Source organism: Allobosea sp. TAF32 (genome assembly GCF_052113585.1).
GTDB lineage: Bacteria > Pseudomonadota > Alphaproteobacteria > Rhizobiales > Beijerinckiaceae > Allobosea.
Genome location: NZ_JBFRDM010000020.1, coordinates 1 through 20514 on the forward strand (window position 1 = coordinate 1; position 20514 = coordinate 20514).

Here is a 20514-nt window from a genome sequence, read left to right on the forward strand (position 1 = left end):
CGCACGACGGACGTGACCGGCGTGGTGACCCTGCCGGAAGGCACGGAGATGGTGATGCCGGGCGACAACATCTCGATGGAGGTGACGCTGATCGCCCCGATCGCGATGGAAGAGAAGCTGCGCTTCGCCATCCGCGAAGGCGGCCGCACGGTGGGAGCAGGTGTTGTTGCTTCGATCATTGCCTGATCGACGCGCATAGCGATTTGGGAAGGGGCGGTGGCGACACCGCCCTTTTTCTTTGGGCGCGGCAGCTCCGTGCGCATGCCTTGAACGCAAGGCTAGCCTCGCCCCGCGGTCTGTGAGGCTCATCCGTTCCATGCTCTCAATCGCCTGGAGAGAGCGGATCAGCCGCTCCGATCATGGAGGAGGAGCCTGCCCATGTCGTTCAAGCCGCCGTTTCCCGGCATCCATTCGATCGTTTTCGCCTTGTTCGACGAGCATGAGCGGCTCGACCGGGCGGCGATGCGCAAGCAGGCTCAAATCAGCGTCGAGCTCGACGTTCAGGGCATGGCGGCGCTCGGCCTCGCCACAGAGGTCTCCAAGCTGAGCTTCAGCGAACGCTGCACGGTGATGGAGTGGATGGCGGAGGATGTCGCGGGGAGGAAGCCGCTAGCCTTCACCATCTTCGGTTCCTCCGTCGCGGAGCAGGCCGAACTCGTAAAGGTCGCCGAGAAGAACGGCGCCGACTGGGTGATTCTTCAACCGCCGATGGTCGGCAGCTTCGCCGCGGCCGAGTATATCCGCTTCTTCGGCCGCATCGCCGACACGACCTCCCTGCCGGTCGCGATCCAGAATGCGCCGGCCTATATGGGGCGCGGCCTGTCTGCCGAGGACATTCGCGAATTGACGCGCCGGCACCCGAATATCAGCCTGATCAAGGGCGAGGGCTCGGTGATCGAAATCGAGCGGCTGATCGCGGTGACCGAAGGCCGGCTACCTATTCTGAACGGGCGCGGCGGGCTCGAACTCATCGACAATTTCCGGGCCGGCTGCAGCGGCATGATCCTGGCGCCCGACACGATCGACTACGCATTGCGGGCCTATAACCGCTACCGAGGGGGCGACGAGGCCGGAGCGGACGCGGCCTATCGCGAGGTGCTGCCTGCGATCACCTTCATCATGCAGTCGATCGAGACGCTGCTCTGCTATGGCAAGCGCATCTTCGGTGCACGCGCCGGCATTCCGATCCACGACCGCGGGCCGGCGTTGAGGCCGACCGAATTTGGCCAGAAGCTGGTCGAGCGCTATGCCCGCGAACTCGGTCCCTACAGCAAATGAGGATGCCTGAAGATTTCGACTTGAAATGTGACGCGCCTTGGGGCACATCACGCCCACCTGCAGGGGTGTAGCTCAGTTGGTAGAGTACCGGTCTCCAAAACCGGTTGTCGTAGGTTCGAGCCCTACCGCCCCTGCCAGTCGCTCTTTGAGCGGCCGACGCGCAGACCGCAACGCGGTTCTTCGAGCGCCATGACCCAGAACATCTACGACGACGAGACTTTTTTCGCTGGCTACAGCCGGCTGCCGCGTTCCGTCCACGGATTGGACGGGGCGCCGGAATGGCCCGTGCTGCGTTCGATGCTGCCGGAGCTAGCCGGCAAGAGCGTGCTGGATCTCGGCTGCGGATTCGGCTGGTTCTGCCGTTTCGCCGCGGGCGAGGGCGCCCGGAGCGTCCTGGGAATCGATGTTTCGGGGAAGATGCTGGAGCGCGCGCGGCGCGAGACGGCCGACGCCAGCGTCGTCTACGAGCGGGCCGATCTCGAAAGCTATGCGCCGCCGGCCGAAGCCTTCGATCTCGTCTATAGCTCGCTCGCCTTCCACTACATCGTCGACCTCGCTGGCCTGTTCGCGCGGGCATATGCGGCGCTGAAGCCGGGTGGGGCGCTGGTCTGCTCGGTCGAACATCCGATCATGACGGCGCCGGTGCGGCAGGAATGGCTCAGCGATGCGGACGGGCGGGCGACCTGGCCGGTCAACGGCTATCTCGACGAGGGTGAGCGCGTCAGCAACTGGCTGGCCGAAGGTGTCGTCAAGCGCCACCGCACCATTGCGACCTATTTCGATCTGCTGCGGGGGGCGGGCTTCGCGCCGGGCAAGCTCGTCGAATGGGCCCCGAGCCCCGAGCAGGTCTCAGCCGAGCCAGGCTGGGCGAAGGAGCGCGAGCGGCCTTTCTTCCTGCTGGTCGCCGCCAGCCGGAGCTGAGCCGCCCGCGAGCCGAAAGGGTCTTGGCTAAAGGCCTCAAGCGATGTAAGAGGCTTGCAATGACGGCGCGCGACCCTCCCCGGGTCCCGCGCCGCGAATGTTTCAGGACGGCCGATTCGGCACGCAGCGGGGCTGCGGGCGGGGTCGGAACCCGAGGTGGTTCATGGCGAAATCCAATCCCTTCCAGTTCCTGCAGGATGTGCGCACCGAGGCGTCCAAGGTCACTTGGCCCTCGCGTCGCGAGACGCTCATCACCACGGGCCTGGTGCTCGCGATGGTGGTCGTCTCCAGCCTGTTCTTCCTCTTTACCGACACCGTCATCCGCTGGGTGCTCGGCATCATCCTCGGCGCCCGTTGAACGGAATTACGAACGTGAGCACCCGCTGGTACATCGTCCACGCCTATTCCAACTTCGAGAACAAGGTCGCGCAGTCGATCAAGGATCAGGCGCAGCAGCGCAATCTCGCCGACAAGTTCGACGAGGTGCTGGTGCCGACCGAGAAGGTCGTCGAGGTTCGCCGTGGCCGCAAGGTCGATACTGAGCGCAAGTTCTTCCCGGGCTATGTGCTGGTGAAGTGCGAGATGACCGACGAGGTCTACCACCTCATCAAGAACACGCCGAAGGTCACCGGCTTCCTCGGTGCCGACAAGGCCAAGCCCATGCCGATCCCGGAGCATGAAGCGATGCGGATCAAGGGCCAGGTCGCCGAGGGCATCGAGCGCCCGAAGCCGACGGTGGTCTTCGAGGTCGGCGAGCAGGTCAAGGTGGCGGACGGCCCCTTCGCCTCGTTCAACGGCGTCGTCGAGGATGTCGATCACGCCCGTGCCCGCCTCAAGGTCGCGGTCTCGATCTTCGGCCGCGCCACGCCGGTCGAGCTCGAATACGGTCAGGTCGAGAAGCTCTGAGCCAGCGGGCTGTTTCGGGCCGGTTCCTGGCGGCTTCCGTTAGGTTAATCGGCCTTTAACACAACTGCGCCAAGGCTCTGCGTCGGTAATCCGACGCAGGGCGCGATGTTTCCCAGATTCTTCAAAGCTACGGTCCGCCAGCGGCTGACGCTCTGGGCGCTGATGCTCGGCATCCTCGCTTGCGTGTTAGGTGCAGCCGAGTTCATCGGCTCCGTGAAGCTCGCCGGTTTCGCCAGGGCGATTGCTGCCCATACCGATGCGGTGGCAGTGCTCTCGGAAACGGACGCTGCATTGAGCCGCATCGTCGTGACGATCGTCTCGGGAGCCGATCGCGGCGCTCTGCCAGTCGACATCGAAGCCATGCAGGCCGCGATGAAAACGGTCGCGGCGCGCAGCGACGGCGAAATTGCCGCCCGCGCGGACGATGCCGTCCGGGGGCTGCAGGAGTTTTCATCGAAGCTGGGGGCCGACGCTGCGGTTGCGCGCGCGGCACTGCGCAAAGCTGTCGAGCAGCGCAACGAACTGCGCGTGCAGTTGAACGCGGCGGTGGCGAGCGTCAGCGAAGCGCTCGGCGCGCATGTCGAGAACTCGCGGCAGAACACCATGCTTCTGGCGGCGCTTGGCCTTTTTGTCGTGGCTCTGATCATCGCGTTCGAGCACCGCTGGCTAGTGCGTCCGATCTCGACGATGGCCATGGCCCTGTCTGCACCTGGAGAGGATGCCGGCTGGGTACGCAAACTCGCGCGTCGCGGCGACGAGATCGGTATGCTCGGCCGGGCGCTGCATGCCCATCTGTCCGAGGAAAAGACGAGGCAGGAGGCCGCGAAGGAGCGGCTGGCCTCGCTTGCCGGAGAGGTCGAGCGGCAGCGTTCGCTGCGTGTCAGAGGGCAGGCTTTCCAGGGCAACATCGCCGGCATCGCCACGGCGCTGGAAACTCACGCCGCGAGCATGACCGACGCATCGAACGAACTCTCGCAGCTCTCCGGCTTCGTGGATCAGCATGCCGGCGCCGCGGCGCAGTCGAGCCAGCGCGCGGCCAATCATGTCGAACAGATGTCTTCGTCCCTGAACGAGATTGCCGAGCTCCTCGCAACGACGGCCGGGGAGGCGCAGCGGACGTCCGACATCGCGAATACTGCGAAGGCGCTCGTGGTGGAGGCGACGGATGACAGCGTGCTGCTGCGCGAGGCGGTCGGATCGATCTCGGCCGTGGTGACGCTGATCAGCACCGTCGCCAACCAGACCAATCTGCTTGCGCTCAACGCGACGATCGAGGCGGCCCGGGCCGGGGAAAGCGGTCGTGGTTTCGCGATCGTGGCCGCCGAGGTCAAGCAACTCGCCAATCGTACGGCGGAAGCGACGGGGCAGGTGCGGCAAGGGCTCGACTCGATCGGCACCGCGGCCGAGCGGATCATCGGCCGTATCGGCGCACTGGTCGCCTCGGTCAATGCCGTCGAGACCGCCGCCGACTCGATTGCGGAGCTGGCGCGCCGACAGGACGACACCTCCCGCTCGATCAATATCGGGACCGCCCAGACAGCCGGGGATGTGCGCGGCATGGCGGAGCAGGTCGAGCAGGTCGCCGGCATGATCGAAGACTGGCGGCGGATGACGGAACGGATGGCGCGGACCTCCGCCGACATCGACGGGCAAGCCGCAGCCCTGCGCCACGCGGTCGACAGCTTCATGACCGAGACACAAGGCGTGCAGCGCGCATGACGATGCCGGTCGATTCCCCAGGCTCATCGAAGGCCCGTCGTATGCGGGGCGGCGATCTTGGCTTTCCGCGCCTCGCCAAGGTGCTGCACTGGGGCACGGCGGCGCTCGTCCTTGTGCTGTTTTGCGTTGGAATCCTGATGAAGGAGGTCGGGAGCGGCCGCTGGATGGACGCGCTCATGACCTTCCACAAGACGGCCGGTTCCCTGCTGCTGTTTCTAGTTGCGGTTCGACTCGCCTATCGGCTTCTGGCGCGCCTGGGCGGGCATTGGCCCCGTGCGGCGGGCGGCAGGGCGGTCCACAGGATGCTCTATGGCCTGTTGATCGTGATCCCGTTGCTCGGATTGGCGGGAGTGTCCGATTTCGACGCACGGGAGATCTATGGCGGGATTTCTCTGCCAGCGATCTGGCCGGAAGGCGCCGGTTATGCGGGTATATTGTTCCGCAGCCACGCGATTCTGGCTTTCACGCTCATGGGGCTCGTCGCCCTGCATGTCTGCCTCGCGCTCGACGACGATATCCAGCATGCAGCCCGGATCGATGCCGGGAAGACGCTGCCTGCGACCGCAAAGCCCTCTTCCCTTTCCAGCCCATCTGTGCGATAGGCCCGGCCTCAACCGCGTGGGAGACGCGCCGGTCGCCAGCCGGATCAAACACGTCGCACCACGCACTGCAACCACCCCAGCCCCGGCGGAGAGCGTCGGCAGGCAGGGGCGTCGTCGTTCCGATAGGCAGCGGAGCGGACGGCAGGAGCAGCCATCATGGCGAAGAAGATCACGGGCTACGTGAAGCTTCAGGTTCCGGCGGGCGCGGCCAATCCGTCGCCGCCGATCGGTCCCGCGCTCGGTCAGCGCGGCCTCAACATCATGGAATTCTGCAAGGCCTTCAATGCGAAGACCCAGCAGATGGAAAAGGGCATGCCGATCCCGGTGATTATCACCGCGTATCAGGATCGCTCCTTCACTTTCGAGATGAAGCAGCCGCCGGTGTCCTACTGGCTGAAGAAGGCCGCTGGCCTGACTGCCGGCTCGAAGACCCCGGGCCGTGGCGGCAATGTCGGCAAGGTCACCGCCGCTCAGATCGCCGAGATCGCCGAGAAGAAGATGGCCGATCTCAACTGCGACACCGTCGAATCGGCTTCGGCCATGATCCGTGGCTCGGCCAGGTCCATGGGCCTGGAAGTCGTGGGCTGAGGGGAGGCTGACAATGGCACATACCGGAAAGCGCGTCGTTCAGGGCCGTGAAGGCATTGACCGCACCAAGCTGTACTCGCTCGATCAGGCCGTCACCTTCGTCAAGGAGCGCGCCAACGCCAAGTTCGACGAGACCGTCGAGATCGCGATGAATCTCGGCGTCGATCCGCGTCACGCCGACCAGATGGTCCGCGGCGTCTGCAACCTGCCGAACGGCTCGGGCCGCACGCTGCGTGTCGCCGTCTTCGCTCGCGGCGCCAAGGCTGACGAAGCCAAGGCTGCGGGCGCTGACATCGTCGGCGCCGAGGAACTGGTCGAGTCCGTCCAGAAGGGCGAGATCAATTTCGATCGCTGCATCGCGACTCCGGACATGATGGGTCTCGTCGGTCGTCTCGGCAAGGTGCTCGGCCCGCGCGGCCTGATGCCGAACCCGCGCGTCGGCACCGTCACCATGGACGTCACCGCCGCGGTCGCCGCTTCGAAGGGTGGTTCGGTCGAGTTCCGCGTCGAGAAGGCCGGCATCATCCACGCCGCCGTCGGCAAGGCCTCGTTCTCGGCCGAGAAGCTCTCGGAGAACATCAAGGCGTTCGTCGACTCGGTCGCCAAGGCGAAGCCCGCCGGCGCCAAGGGCACCTATATCCAGCGCGTCGCGATCTCGTCGACCATGGGCCCGGGCGTCAAGGTCGAGCCGAACACCGTCATCGGCGGCTGATATCAGGGAAGGGCGGCCGGATCGCCGGCCGTCCACCCGCTCTTGATTTCGTGAAGTCAAGAGCCTACTTGGCAGGAGCAGGCGAAAGCGCTATACGCACGCCTGTTTCCATGAGTGACGAGGCTCCGGCGTGCTTGACACGAAGGGGTCCGTTTCGCGTTTTTCGGCGGGTTTCCGCTGAAGAAATGGGTGTTTCAGGGTCGGGAGAGAGATCTTTCGAGCAGGAATCACCCAGTCCTGTCTGAGACTGCAGGTGCCTTCCCGGTTCGTCCGGGAGCATAATTTCGCCAAGAGGCCTGCATAGACGGTGCAAGAGCTTAGTCCCGGATCGCGAGATCCGGAGAAGACGGTTCGAACCATCTCGCCCGGTCGTGACCCTCAAGGGGTCGGGAGCGGGGACAGGGCACCAAGCGTCGCTTCACGGGACGCCGGTGTCAACCGGGGTTCCAGGAAGCGGCATTTGCAACCGGCGGCGAGCCCTCAAAAGCTTGTCGCCTACCGGAGAGAGCCCAGTGGATAAAGCGGCAAAGAAAGATGCCGTCGCGTCGCTGAACGATGTGTTTGCGAACACGTCGGTCGTCGTCGTGGCCCACTATGCGGGTTTGACCGTGGCCCAGTTCCAGAAGCTTCGTCGCGAGATGAAGGCGAATGGCGCCACTGTTAAGGTCGCAAAGAACCGCTTGGCCAAGATCGCTCTTGAAGGCACCGACGTCGCGTCCATCAGCAATCTGCTGACGGGTCCCACCCTGATCGCTTATTCCAACGATCCGGTCGCGGCGCCGAAGGTCGCCAGCGCTTTCGCCAAGGAGAACGACAAGCTCGTCATCCTGGGCGGCGCGATGGGCAAGACCGCCCTGAACCCCGATGGTGTCAAGGCTCTGGCCACGATGCCCTCGCTCGACGAACTGCGTGCAAAGCTCATCGGCCTTATCCAGGCCCCGGCTACGAAGCTTGCGCAGCTCACGAACGCGCCCGCCGGCAAGCTGGCACGCGTGGTTCAGGCTTATGCCGACAAGAATGCGGCTTGAAGCCAGCAAACCCTTATCGTTCGAACCTCTTAAAACAGGAAGTTAAACATGGCCGATCTCGCCAAGCTCGTCGACGATCTCTCGTCGCTCACCGTTCTCGAGGCCGCTGACCTCGCCAAGATGCTCGAAGAGAAGTGGGGCGTTTCCGCCGCTGCCGCCGTCGCCGTTGCGGCTGGCCCGGCTGCCGGTGGCGCTGCCGCCGCCGCTGTTGAAGAGCAGACCGAGTTCACCGTCGTTCTTGCCGCCGCCGGCGACAAGAAGATCGAGGTGATCAAGGAAGTCCGCGCCATCACCGGCCTCGGCCTCAAGGAAGCCAAGGACCTGGTCGAAGGCGCTCCGAAGCCGGTCAAGGAAGGCGTTGGCAAGGACGAGGCCGAGAAGCTCAAGAAGCAGCTCGAGGCCGTCGGCGCCAAGGTCGAGCTCAAGTGAGCTTGGGCCGGCTGATGCCGGTCCGACCGTAGTCAAAACAGACAGTCCCGGGGCAGCTACGCCCCCGGGGCTGTTGCGTCGTTTCCGCGCAGATGCGCGGGAGTTGTTGTCGAAGTTTGCTGCAACCGTGCGGCGCAGCTTCGATGGAAATGCGGGGTCGGCGCGATGCTGCGCCGAACGGCTCACCCGGCGGCCTGGTGCCGTCCTTGCCCGGACCACCGGGTGAGCCGTCCGAAGAGATTGCGAGGAACAACATGGTCAATTCGCTCCAGGGTCGCAGGCGCGTCCGCAAGTTCTTCGGCAAACTCAAGGAAGTGGCGCAGATGCCGAACCTCATCGAGGTTCAGAAGGCGTCCTACGACCAGTTCCTGATGGTCGACGAACCCAAGGGCGGCCGGCCCGACGAGGGCCTTCAGTCCGTCTTCAAGTCGGTCTTCCCGATCGGTGACTTCTCCGGCGCCTCGCTGCTGGAGTTCGTGAAGTACACCTTCGAGCCGCCGAAATACGACGTCGACGAGTGCCGCCAGCGCGGCATGACCTTCTCTGCGCCGCTCAAGGTGACGCTGCGCCTGATCGTGTTCGATATCGATCCGGACACCCAGGCCAAGTCGGTCAAGGACATCAAGGAGCAGGATGTCTACATGGGCGACATGCCGCTCATGACGGATAACGGCACCTTCATCGTGAACGGCACCGAGCGCGTCATCGTCTCGCAGATGCACCGTTCGCCGGGCGTGTTCTTCGACCACGACAAGGGCAAGACCCATTCCTCGGGCAAGCTGCTCTTCGCCGCGCGCATCATTCCCTATCGCGGTTCCTGGCTCGACATCGAGTTCGACGCCAAGGACATCGTCTATGCCCGCATCGACCGGAAGCGTAAGATCCCGGTCACCTCGCTGCTGTTCGCGCTCGGCATGGACGGCGAGGAGATCCTCAACCGCTTCTACAACCACATCACCTACACCAAGGACGCCAAAGGCTGGCGCGTTCCCTACGATGCGGAGCGCATGAAGGGCTTCAAGGCCACCGAGGACATGATCGACGCCGACACCGGCGAGGTCGTGGTCGAGGCCGGCAAGAAGCTTGTCGCCCGCACCGCCCGCCAGCTCGCCGAGAAGGGCCTCAAGTTCCTGCGTGCGCAGGACGAGGACCTCTATACGCAGTACATCGCCGAGGACCTGGTCAATCCGGCGACGGGTGAAGTCTATGCCGAGGCCGGCGAGGAGATCACCGAGAAGCTGCTGAAGCAGCTCACCGATGACGGCTTCGACGAGATCACGGTGCTCGACATCGACCACATCACGGTCGGCCCGTACATCCGCAACACGCTCAATGTCGACAAGAACTCGCGCCGCGAGGAAGCCCTGTTCGACATCTACCGCGTGATGCGTCCCGGCGAGCCGCCGACCCTCGAGACGGCTGAGAACATGTTCCAGTCGCTGTTCTTCGACGCCGAGCGCTACGACCTCTCGGCCGTCGGCCGCGTGAAGATGAACATGCGCCTCGACCTCGACGCCGAGGACACCGTGCGCATCCTGCGCAAGGAGGACATCTTCGCGGTCGTGAAGGCGCTGGTCGATCTGCGCGACGGCAAGGGCGAGATCGACGACATCGACCATCTCGGCAACCGCCGCGTCCGCTCGGTCGGCGAGCTGATGGAGAACCAGTACCGCCTGGGCCTGCTGCGCATGGAGCGCGCCATCAAGGAGCGCATGTCCTCGGTCGATATCGACACCGTGATGCCGCAGGACCTGATCAACGCGAAGCCGGCGGCTGCCGCCGTGCGCGAGTTCTTCGGCTCCTCGCAGCTCTCGCAGTTCATGGACCAGACGAACCCGCTCTCGGAAGTCACGCATAAGCGTCGTCTTTCGGCGCTTGGCCCGGGTGGTCTGACCCGCGAGCGCGCCGGCTTCGAGGTGCGCGACGTGCACCCGACGCATTACGGCCGCATCTGCCCGATCGAGACGCCGGAAGGCCCGAATATCGGCCTGATCAACTCGCTCGCCACCTTCGCGCGGGTGAACAAGTACGGCTTCATCGAGAGCCCGTATCGCCGCATCCGCGACGGCAAGGTCACGGACGAGGTGATCTATCTCTCGGCGATGGAAGAGGCGAAGTACAACGTCGCCCAGGCGAATGCCGCCGTCGACAAGGAAGGCCGCCTGACCGACGACCTGATCGTCTGCCGCCGCGCCGGCGAAGTCATCGTCACGCCGGTCGACAAGGTCGACTTCCAGGACGTGTCGCCGAAGCAGCTCGTCTCGGTCGCCGCGGCGCTGATCCCGTTCCTTGAGAACGACGACGCGAACCGCGCGCTGATGGGCTCGAACATGCAGCGCCAGGCGGTGCCGCTGGTTCGCGCCGACGCGCCCTTCGTCGGCACCGGCATGGAAGCGGTCGTGGCCCGTGACTCGGGCGCCGCGATCGCGGCCCGCCGCGCCGGCATCGTCGACCAGGTCGACGCGACCCGTATCGTCATCCGCGCTTCGGAGGAGATGGATCCGACGAAGCCGGGCGTCGACATCTACCGGCTGCAGAAGTTCCAGCGCTCGAACCAGTCGACCTGCATCACGCAGCGTCCGCTGGTGCGCGTCGGCGACGTCGTCAAGAAGGGCGACATCGTCGCCGACGGCCCGTCGACCGAGTTCGGCGAGCTCGCGCTCGGCCGTAACGTGCTCGTCGCGTTCATGCCGTGGAACGGCTACAACTTCGAGGACTCGATCCTTCTCTCCGAGAAGATCGTCTCCGAGGACGTCTTCACCTCGATCCATATCGAGGAGTTCGAGGTCATGGCCCGCGACACCAAGCTGGGCCCTGAGGAAATCACGCGCGACATTCCGAACGTCTCGGAAGAGGCGCTGAAGAACCTCGACGAAGCCGGCATCGTCTATATCGGCGCAGAAGTGGCGGCGGGCGACATCCTCGTCGGCAAGATCACGCCGAAGGGCGAGAGCCCGATGACCCCGGAAGAGAAGCTGCTGCGCGCCATCTTCGGCGAGAAGGCTTCGGACGTCCGCGACACCTCGCTGCGCGTTCCGCCCGGCGTGCAGGGCACGATCGTCGAAGTGCGCGTGTTCAATCGCCACGGCGTCGACAAGGACGAGCGCGCCCAGGCGATCGAGCGCGAGGAGATCGAGCGTCTTGCCAAGGACCGCGACGACGAGCAGGCGATCCTGGACCGCAACACCTTTGCGCGCCTGGCCGAGATCCTGACCGGCAAGACCGGCCTTGCCGGCCCGAAGGGCTTCAAGAAGGACACGGTCATCACCCGCGAGGTGATGAGCGAGTTCCCGCGTTCGCAGTGGTGGCTGTTCGCCACCGCCGAAGACTCGCTGATGACCGAGATCGAGGCGATGCGGAAGCAGTACGACGAGTCGAAGAAGCGCCTCGAGCAGCGCTTCCTCGACAAGGTCGAAAAGCTGCAGCGCGGCGACGAGCTGCCTCCGGGCGTGATGAAGATGGTCAAGGTCTTCGTGGCGGTGAAGCGCAAGATCCAGCCCGGCGACAAGATGGCCGGCCGTCACGGCAACAAGGGCGTGGTCTCGCGCATCGTGCCGGTGGAGGACATGCCGTTCCTCGAGGACGGCACCCATGCCGACATCGTGCTGAACCCGCTCGGCGTGCCCAGCCGCATGAACGTCGGCCAGATCCTGGAGACCCATCTGGGCTGGGCGGCCGCCGGTCTCGGCAGGCAGATCAGCGCGGCGCTCGATGCCTATAAGAAGACGCACGACTTCAAGGCGCTGAAGGCCCAGTTCGATGCCGTCTACGAGGACAATGAGATCATTGCCTCGATGGACGAGAACGAGCTCGTCGAGATGGGCCAGAACCTGCGCCGTGGCGTGCCGGTGGCGACCCCGGTCTTCAACGGTGCCAAGGAAGCCGACATCGAGCGGCTGCTGGAGCAGGCGGGCCTGCACTCGTCGGGTCAGTCGACCCTCTATGACGGGCGCACGGGTGAGCCCTTCGACCGCAAGGTCACGATGGGCTACATCTACATGCTGAAGCTGCACCATCTCGTGGACGACAAGATCCACGCGCGTTCGATCGGACCGTACTCGCTCGTCACCCAGCAGCCGCTGGGCGGCAAGGCGCAGTTCGGCGGCCAGCGCTTCGGCGAAATGGAGGTCTGGGCGCTCGAAGCCTACGGCGCCGCCTACACGCTGCAAGAGATGCTGACGGTGAAGTCGGACGACGTCGCCGGCCGCACCAAGGTCTACGAGTCGATCGTGCGCGGCGAGGACAACTTCGAGGCCGGCATCCCCGAGAGCTTCAACGTTCTCGTCAAGGAGATGCGTTCGCTCGGCCTCAACGTCGAGCTCATCAACAACAAGGCGAAGCCGGGCGAGTTGCCGCCGGCCGAAGCGGCCGAGTGAGCCGTTAACCAAGCCTTGTATAGATGCCGGCGGCACTGACGCCGCCGGCCGACGGAATTTACGAGCCGGGCAGGGCGGCCCTAGCCCCCGCCGGCGGAAGGAGACAGGCGATGAAGCAAGAGGTCATGAACCTTTTCGGCCAGCAGCCGGTCCAGCAGGCCTTCGACGCGATCAAGATCTCGATCGCGAGCCCGGAGAAGATCCTGTCCTGGTCCTATGGCGAGATCAAAAAGCCGGAGACCATCAACTACCGCACGTTCAAGCCGGAGCGCGACGGCCTGTTCTGCGCCCGCATCTTCGGGCCGATCAAGGACTACGAGTGCCTGTGCGGCAAGTACAAGCGCATGAAGTTCAAGGGCGTCATCTGCGAGAAGTGCGGCGTCGAAGTCACGCTCGCCCGCGTCCGGCGCGAGCGCATGGGCCATATCGAACTCGCCGCCCCGGTGGCGCATATCTGGTTCCTGAAGTCGCTGCCTTCGCGCATCGGCCTCCTGATGGATATGCCGCTCAAGGACCTCGAGCGCATCCTGTACTTCGAAAGCTACGTCGTCATCGAGCCGGGCCTCACCCCGCTCAAGGACCGTCAGCTGCTGTCGGAGGAGGAGTACGTCCGGGCTCAGGAGGAGTACGGCGCGGACACCTTCACCGCCATGATCGGCGCGGAAGCCATCCGCGAGATGCTGCGCGCGCTCGACCTCGACCAGATCAACGCCGACCTCAAGCATGAGATCGCGACGACGACGTCGGAGCTGAAGCCCAAGAAGCTGATGAAGCGCCTCAAGATCATCGAGGCCTTCCAGGAGTCGGGCAACAAGCCGGAATGGATGGTGATGACCCAGATTCCGGTCATCCCGCCGGATCTGCGCCCGCTCGTGCCGCTCGACGGCGGTCGCTTCGCAACCTCGGACCTGAACGACCTCTACCGCCGCGTCATCAACCGCAACAACCGCCTGAAGCGGCTGATCGAGCTGCGCGCGCCGGACATCATCATCCGCAACGAAAAGCGGATGCTGCAGGAGTCGGTCGACGCCCTGTTCGATAACGGCCGTCGCGGCCGCGTCATCACGGGTGCCAACAAGCGCCCGCTGAAGTCGCTCGCCGACATGCTGAAGGGCAAGCAGGGGCGCTTCCGCCAGAACCTACTCGGCAAGCGCGTCGACTATTCCGGCCGTTCGGTCATCGTCGTCGGCCCGGAGATGAAGCTGCACCAGTGCGGCCTGCCGAAGAAGATGGCGCTCGAGCTGTTCAAGCCGTTCATCTATGCGCGCCTGGACGCCAAGGGCTACTCGACCACGGTCAAGCAGGCCAAGAAGCTCGTCGAGAAGGAGAAGCCGGAGGTCTGGGATATCCTGGACGAGGTCATCCGCGAGCATCCGGTGATGCTGAACCGGGCACCGACGCTGCACCGCTTGGGCATCCAGGCCTTCGAGCCCGTGCTGATCGAGGGCAAGGCGATCCAGCTCCACCCGCTGGTCTGCGCCGCCTTCAACGCGGACTTCGACGGCGACCAGATGGCCGTGCACGTCCCGCTGTCGCTGGAAGCGCAGCTGGAAGCGCGCGTGCTGATGATGTCGACCAACAACATCCTGCACCCGGCGAACGGCATGCCGATCATCGTGCCGTCGCAGGACATCGTGCTCGGCCTCTACTACCTCTCGATCGTTTCGGACGGCGAGCCCGGCCAGGGCAAGGTCTTCGGCGATTTCGGCGAACTCGAGCACGCGCTGCACGAAAAGGTCGTCACGCTGCATTCGAAGATCAAGTATCGCTGGACCGGCACCGGCAAGGACGGCAAGCCGTACACGAAGATCTATGACACCACCCCGGGCCGCGTGATCCTCTCGACCGCACTGCCGGACCATCCGGCCGTGTCCTTCGACGTCAGCAATCGCCTGATGACCAAGAAGGAAATCTCGGGGATGATCGACGCCGTGTATCGCGGCTGCGGTCAGAAGGAATCCGTGATCTTCTGCGACCGCGTCATGGCGCTGGGTTTCCGCCACGCGTTCAAGGCCGGCATCTCCTTCGGCAAGGACGACATGGTCGTGCCGGAGAACAAGTGGGAGATCGTCGACACGACCCGCGCGCTCGCCAAGGATTACGAGCAGCAGTACCAGGACGGCCTGATCACCCAGGGCGAGAAGTACAACAAGGTCGTCGACGCCTGGGCGAAGTGCTCCGACAAGCTCGCCCAGGAGATGATGGCCCGCATCTCGACCGTCCAGAAGGACGAGACCGGCCGCGACAAGCAGATCAACTCGATCTACATGATGTCGCACTCGGGCGCCCGTGGTTCGCCGGCGCAGATGCGCCAGCTCGCCGCCATGCGCGGCCTGATGGCCAAGCCGTCGGGCGAGATCATCGAGTCGCCGATCATCTCGAACTTCAAGGAAGGCCTCGACGTTCTCGAGTACTTCAACTCGACCCACGGCGCCCGTAAGGGCCTCGCCGACACGGCGCTGAAGACGGCCAACTCCGGCTATCTGACACGCCGCCTCGTCGACGTGGCGCAGGACGCGATCATCTCCGAGGTGGATTGCGGCTCGGATAACGGCATCAAGATGCGCGCCATCGTCGATGCGGGCCAGATCGTGGCCTCGCTCGGCATGCGTATCCTGGGTCGCGCGACGGCCGAGGACATCGTCGATGTCGAGGGCAAGGTCATCGTCGCCAAGGGCGTGGTGATCGAAGAGAGCGACATCGCCAAGATCAATGCCGCCGGCGTCCAGGAGGTGAAGATCCGTTCGGTCCTCACCTGCGAGACCAAGAACGGCGTCTGCGCCACCTGCTACGGGCGCGATCTGGCCCGCGGCACGCCCGTGAACATGGGCGAGGCCGTCGGCGTCATCGCGGCGCAGTCGATCGGCGAGCCGGGCACGCAGCTCACCATGCGTACCTTCCATATCGGCGGCGCGGCCACCATCGCCGACCAGTCCTTCGTCGAGTCGAACTTCGAAGGCACGGTCAAGATGCGCAACCGCAACGTCGCGCGGAACTCGGACGGCGACCTGATCGCCATGGCGCGCAACATCGCCATCGTGATCGTCGGGCCTGATGGAGCCGAGCGCGCGGTCCATCGCGTCCAGTTCGGCTCGAAGCTGCGGGTCGACGAGGGCGACAAGGTCAAGCGCGGCCAGCGCCTGATCGAGTGGGACCCCTATTCCCGCCCGATCCTGGCGGAAGTGGACGGCAAGGTCGGCTACGAGGATCTCGTGGACGGCATGTCGATCACCGAGACGACCGACGAAGCGACGGGCATCTCCAAGCGCGTCGTCATCGATTGGCGCGGTTCGGCCCGTACGGCCGATCTCAAGCCAGCGATGGTGATCTTCGGCGCGGACGGCAAGGTGGCGAAGCTCGCCCGTGGTGGCGAGGCCCGCTACATCCTGCCGGTCGACGGCATTATCTCGGTGGAGCCGGGCCACTTGATCAAGGCCGGCGACGTGCTGGCGCGTGTCTCGACCGACTCGGCCAAGACCCGCGACATCACCGGTGGTCTGCCGCGCGTGGCGGAGCTGTTCGAAGCGCGTCGTCCGAAGGATGCTGCGATCATTGCCGAGAAGTCGGGCGTGATCGGCTTCGGCAAGGACTACAAGAACAAGCGCCGCGTGACGCTGACGCCGCATGATGGTTCCGATGGGGTCGAGTACCTGATCCCGAAGGGCAAGCACATCCATCTCCAGGAAGGTGACGTCGTGGAGGTCGGTGACTACATCCTCGACGGCAACCCGGCCCCGCACGACATCCTGGCGATCAAGGGCGTCGAGGAACTGGCAGCCTATCTGGTCAACGAAATCCAGGAGGTCTATCGCCTCCAGGGCGTGACCATCAACGACAAGCACATCGAGGTCATCGTCCGGCAGATGCTGCAGAAGGTCGAGATCACCGAGTCGGGGGACAGCGATATCCTGACCGGCGACCAGATCGACCGCATCGAACTGGAAGAGGTCAACGCGAAGCTGCGCGAGGAGGGCAAGAAGCCGGCTTCCGGCGTGCCGGTCCTGCTCGGCATCACCAAGGCCTCGCTGCAGACCCGCTCCTTCATCTCGGCGGCGTCCTTCCAGGAGACCACCCGCGTCCTCACCGAGGCGGCGGTCAACGGCAAGTCGGACATGCTCGAAGGCCTCAAGGAGAACGTCATCGTCGGTTCGCTCATCCCGGCCGGCACCGGCGCCCAGGTCGCCCGCATCAAGCAGGTGGCCACGCGCCGCGACGATCTCATCGTCGGCCAGAAGGCGGATGCGGCGGCGAAGGCCGCCAAGGAAGCTGCCGCCGTGCTCCCCGCCGCCGAGTAAGTCTCGGCCGCGAGCGATCCTCGGTAATCATCGGAAAGGCCGCCCCGTCAGGGCGGCCTTTTTGTTTCAAGGAGAGGCGGGCAGGGGGCGAACCTGCTCCAACCCCGCAAAACCCCGCCATTTTCGGCGGTTTCGGGGTTGACGCGAATCTCTGGGTGAGTCATAAGCGCGCCACTGTCGACGGCTGTCGGACACGTTTGTCGCTTGCGCCAGATTCGCAAGCGAGTTTCGCGACCGAAACTCCGTCGGAATTCCAGCGTCGAATGACGACATGGCAGGATGCATGAACGCGGGCTTCCCGTGTTCCTCTGCTGGCGAACGCGCCTGAGGCCCCTCGACGGGAGCCGATGGCGCGGCTTCGTTTATGTCATGGCGTAGTTCGGGCTGGGAGATTGATCAGAGAATTTCCAAACGCTCAGTGGGGCGAGAGGCCAGAATGCCGACAATCAGCCAGCTCATCCGCAAGCCACGCTCGCCCGTGAAGGCGCGTAACACCGCCCCGGCGCTCGAGTCGTGCCCGCAGAAGCGCGGCGTCTGCACGCGCGTTTATACGACGACCCCGAAGAAGCCGAACTCGGCGCTCCGCAAGGTTGCCAAGGTTCGTCTGACGAACGGCTTCGAGGTGATCGGCTACATCCCGGGTGAAGGTCACAACCTTCAGGAGCACTCGGTCGTCATGATCCGTGGCGGCCGCGTGAAGGACCTTCCCGGTGTGCGCTATCACATCCTGCGCGGCGTGCTCGACACGCAGGGCGTCAAGAACCGCAAGCAGCGCCGTTCGAAGTACGGCGCCAAGCGTCCTAAGTGAGTTCGGCCCGATCGGCCGGGCGATGAGCCCAGGCCGATCCGCCGCGTTGAAGATTTGACCGGAGACTAGACGATGTCCCGCCGCCACAGTGCCGAAAAGCGCGAAGTTATCCCGGACCCGAAGTTCGGTGATATCGTCGTGACCAAGTTCATGAACTCCGTGATGTATGAAGGCAAGAAGTCGACCGCCGAGCGGATCGTCTACGGTGCCTTCGACATCATCGAGGCGAAGACCAAGAGCGAGCCGCTCGGCGTGTTCAAGTCGGCGCTCGAGAACGTCGCTCCGGCGATCGAGGTTCGTTCCCGCCGCGTCGGCGGCGCGACCTATCAGGTTCCGGTCGAGGTTCGCACCGAGCGCCGCCAGGCGCTGGCGATCCGCTGGCTGATCTCGGCCGCGCGCGGCCGCAACGACAAGACCATGGTCGAGCGCCTCTCGGCGGAGCTGATGGACGCGGCCAACAACCGCGGCAACGCCGTCAAGAAGCGCGAAGACACGCACCGGATGGCGGAAGCCAACCGCGCCTTCTCGCACTACCGCTGGTAAGCGGCGCGCTGACCCGAGACACAGAGCACGATCATGGCCCGTTCCCATCCCATCGACCGTTATCGCAACTTCGGCATCATGGCCCACATTGATGCCGGCAAGACGACGACGACCGAGCGCATCCTCTACTACACCGGCAAGTCCCATAAGATCGGCGAAGTCCATGACGGCGCCGCCACGATGGACTGGATGACGCAGGAGCAGGAGCGTGGCATCACGATCACCTCGGCTGCGACGACCTGCTTCTGGCGCGACAACCGTCTGAACATCATCGACACCCCCGGCCACGTCGACTTCACCATCGAAGTCGAGCGTTCGCTGCGCGTGCTCGACGGCGCTGTCTGCGTGCTCGACGGCAACCAGGGCGTCGAGCCCCAGACCGAGACCGTCTGGCGCCAGGCCGACAAGTACGACGTGCCGCGTATCGTGTTCGTCAACAAGATGGACAAGATCGGCGCCGATTTCTATCGCTGCGTCCAGGACATCATCGACCGCGTCGCCGGCAAGCCCGTCTGCCTGCAGATTCCGATCGGTTCCGAGGCCGAATTCGCTGGTGTCATCGACCTCGTGAAGATGAAGGCGATCGTCTGGAACGGCGAGGCGCTCGGTGCGTCCTTCGAAGAGCAGGACATTCCGGCCAATCTCGCTGAGAAGGCCGCCGAGTACCGCTCGAAGCTCGTCGAGGCGGCCGTCGAGATGGACGATGCCGCGATGGAGGCCTATCTCGAAGGCACCGAGCCCGACGCCGACACGCTGCGCCGATTGGTCCGCACCGCCGTGCAGCGCCGCGCCTTCCACCCGGTTCTCTGTGGCTCGTCCTTCAAGAACAAGGGCGTGCAGCCGCTGCTCGACGCCGTCGTCGACTATCTGCCGTCGCCGGTTGATCGTGGCGCGGTCGAAGGCATCGACTTCAAGACCGAAGAGCCCACCGTCCGCAATCCGACGGACGAAGATCCGTTCTCCATGCTTGCCTTCAAGATCATGGACGACCCCTTCGTCGGCACGATCACCTTCTGCCGCATCTATTCGGGCAAGGTCGAGGCGGGCCAGGGCGTCATCAACTCGACCCGCGACAAGAAAGAGCGCGTCGGCCGCATGCTGCTGATGCATGCGAACAACCGCGAGGACATCAAGGAGGCTTTCGCCGGCGACATCGTCGCCCTGGCCGGCCTGAAGGACGTCCGCACCGGCGACACGCTTTGCGATCCGACCAACGCGGTCATCCTGGAGCGCATGGAGTTCCCCGAGCCGGTCATCACGATCGCGATCGAGCCGAAGTCCAAGGCCGACCAAGAGAAGCTGGGCCTCGCCCTGTCGAAGCTCGCGAACGAGGATCCGTCCTTCCGCGTGTCGACCGACCAGGAGAGCGGCCAGACCATTCTGAAGGGCATGGGCGAGCTGCATCTCGACATCAAGGTCGACATCCTGAAGCGCACCTATAAGGTCGACGCCAATATCGGCGCGCCGCAGGTTGCGTATCGCGAGACGCTGACCAAGAAGGCCGAGATCGACTACACCCACAAGAAGCAGACCGGCGGTACGGGCCAGTTCGCCCGCGTCAAGCTCGTCATCGAGCCGAACGAGACCGGCAAGGGCTTCGAGTTCGAGTCGAAGGTCGTCGGTGGTTCGGTGCCGAAGGAATACATCCCCGGCGTCGAGAAGGGCCTGAACTCGGTCATCGGCTCGGGCGTTCTCGCCGGCTTCCCGGTCGTGGACGTCAAGGTCACGCTGATCGACGGCGCCTTCCACGAAGTCGACTCGTCGGCCCTGGCCTTCGAAATCGCCTCCCGTGCAGCGCTGCGCGAAGGTCTGCAGAAGGGCGGCTCCGTGCTGCTTGAGCCGATCATGAAGGTCGAGGTCGTGACCCCGGAAGACTATACCGGCTCGGTCATCGGCGACCTGAACTCGCGTCGCGGCCAGATCCAGGGCCAGGACATGCGCGGCAACGCCGTCGTGATCAACGCGATGGTTCCGCTGGCGAACATGTTCGGCTACGTCAACCAGCTGCGTTCCTTCTCGCAGGGCCGCGCGAACTACACCATGCAGTTCGACCACTACGAGCAGGTGCCGTCGGCGGTCGCCGCCGAGGTTCAGGCCAAGTACGCCTGAGCTCCGCACCGAACCGACTGAACATTTGAACAAGATCTGACGGAGGCTACGATGGCCAAAGAGAAATTCGCTCGTACGAAGCCGCACTGCAACATTGGCACGATTGGTCACGTCGACCATGGCAAGACGTCGTTGACGGCTGCGATCACGAAGGTCCTGGCCGAGTCCGGCGGCGCGTCGTTCACGGCGTATGACCAGAT

At 64.6% G+C, this 20514-nt stretch carries 17 protein-coding genes and 1 tRNA gene; all 18 read left to right on the forward strand.

All coding sequences use genetic code 11. From position 1 onward, the window contains the following. Positions 1 to 186: EF-Tu C-terminal domain-related protein (locus AB4Z16_RS27640; protein ID WP_465247133.1), on the forward strand; the 186-nt coding region annotated here is incomplete at its 5' end. Between the two features lie 192 nt (positions 187 to 378). Continuing rightward, positions 379 to 1278, forward strand: a complete 900-nt coding sequence (locus AB4Z16_RS27645) for a dihydrodipicolinate synthase family protein (protein WP_441514521.1) — start codon at positions 379 to 381, stop codon at positions 1276 to 1278. 61 nt (positions 1279 to 1339) lie between these two features. Continuing rightward, positions 1340 to 1415: transfer RNA gene (locus AB4Z16_RS27650), tRNA-Trp, on the forward strand. A 52-nt stretch (positions 1416 to 1467) separates the two neighbouring features. Next, complete coding sequence (locus AB4Z16_RS27655) at positions 1468 to 2199, forward strand: class I SAM-dependent methyltransferase (protein WP_441514522.1); 732 nt, start codon at positions 1468 to 1470, stop codon at positions 2197 to 2199. A 163-nt stretch (positions 2200 to 2362) separates the two neighbouring features. Beyond that, positions 2363 to 2557, forward strand: a complete 195-nt coding sequence (secE, locus tag AB4Z16_RS27660; protein WP_441473933.1) for a preprotein translocase subunit SecE — start codon at positions 2363 to 2365, stop codon at positions 2555 to 2557. A gap of 14 nt (positions 2558 to 2571) precedes the next feature. Then, entirely contained in the window at positions 2572 to 3105 is a 534-nt protein-coding gene (gene nusG, locus AB4Z16_RS27665; RefSeq protein ID WP_441514523.1) for a transcription termination/antitermination protein NusG, read from the forward strand. A gap of 105 nt (positions 3106 to 3210) precedes the next feature. Further along, positions 3211 to 4824, forward strand: coding sequence for a methyl-accepting chemotaxis protein (locus AB4Z16_RS27670; protein WP_441514524.1), 1614 nt, complete (start codon positions 3211 to 3213; stop codon positions 4822 to 4824). 41 nt (positions 4825 to 4865) lie between these two features. Beyond that, the gene (locus AB4Z16_RS27675; protein WP_441514525.1) at positions 4866 to 5426 is read left to right on the forward strand and encodes a cytochrome b; all 561 of its coding nucleotides are present in this window, start codon (positions 4866 to 4868) and stop codon (positions 5424 to 5426) included. A gap of 156 nt (positions 5427 to 5582) precedes the next feature. Continuing rightward, positions 5583 to 6014 (forward strand): 50S ribosomal protein L11, encoded by a 432-nt coding sequence (gene rplK / locus AB4Z16_RS27680; RefSeq protein WP_441514526.1) that lies wholly within the window; start codon positions 5583 to 5585, stop codon positions 6012 to 6014. A 13-nt stretch (positions 6015 to 6027) separates the two neighbouring features. Continuing rightward, positions 6028 to 6726 carry a 50S ribosomal protein L1 gene (gene rplA, locus AB4Z16_RS27685; protein ID WP_441514527.1) on the forward strand — a complete coding sequence of 233 codons (699 nt, stop codon included), beginning with the start codon at positions 6028 to 6030 and terminating at the stop codon, positions 6724 to 6726. A 512-nt stretch (positions 6727 to 7238) separates the two neighbouring features. Beyond that, on the forward strand, positions 7239 to 7754 hold the full coding sequence (gene rplJ, locus AB4Z16_RS27690; RefSeq protein WP_038358277.1) for a 50S ribosomal protein L10: 516 nt from the start codon (positions 7239 to 7241) through the stop codon (positions 7752 to 7754). A 48-nt stretch (positions 7755 to 7802) separates the two neighbouring features. Continuing rightward, positions 7803 to 8183 (forward strand): 50S ribosomal protein L7/L12, encoded by a 381-nt coding sequence (rplL, locus tag AB4Z16_RS27695; protein ID WP_441514528.1) that lies wholly within the window; start codon positions 7803 to 7805, stop codon positions 8181 to 8183. 254 nt (positions 8184 to 8437) lie between these two features. Further along, positions 8438 to 12559, forward strand: a complete 4122-nt coding sequence (gene rpoB, locus AB4Z16_RS27700) for a DNA-directed RNA polymerase subunit beta (protein ID WP_441514529.1) — start codon at positions 8438 to 8440, stop codon at positions 12557 to 12559. Between the two features lie 110 nt (positions 12560 to 12669). Next, entirely contained in the window at positions 12670 to 16854 is a 4185-nt protein-coding gene (gene rpoC / locus AB4Z16_RS27705) for a DNA-directed RNA polymerase subunit beta' (protein WP_441514530.1), read from the forward strand. Positions 16855 to 17290: 436 nt separating this feature from the next. Beyond that, complete coding sequence (rpsL, locus tag AB4Z16_RS27710) at positions 17291 to 17662, forward strand: 30S ribosomal protein S12 (RefSeq protein WP_038358286.1); 372 nt, start codon at positions 17291 to 17293, stop codon at positions 17660 to 17662. 72 nt (positions 17663 to 17734) lie between these two features. Next, complete coding sequence (gene rpsG, locus AB4Z16_RS27715; protein WP_038358287.1) at positions 17735 to 18205, forward strand: 30S ribosomal protein S7; 471 nt, start codon at positions 17735 to 17737, stop codon at positions 18203 to 18205. Between the two features lie 33 nt (positions 18206 to 18238). After that, positions 18239 to 20314 (forward strand): elongation factor G, encoded by a 2076-nt coding sequence (fusA, locus tag AB4Z16_RS27720; protein WP_441514531.1) that lies wholly within the window; start codon positions 18239 to 18241, stop codon positions 20312 to 20314. Positions 20315 to 20365: 51 nt separating this feature from the next. Continuing rightward, the coding region (locus AB4Z16_RS27725; protein ID WP_441471810.1) for a GTP-binding protein at positions 20366 to 20514 on the forward strand (149 nt) is incomplete at its 3' end.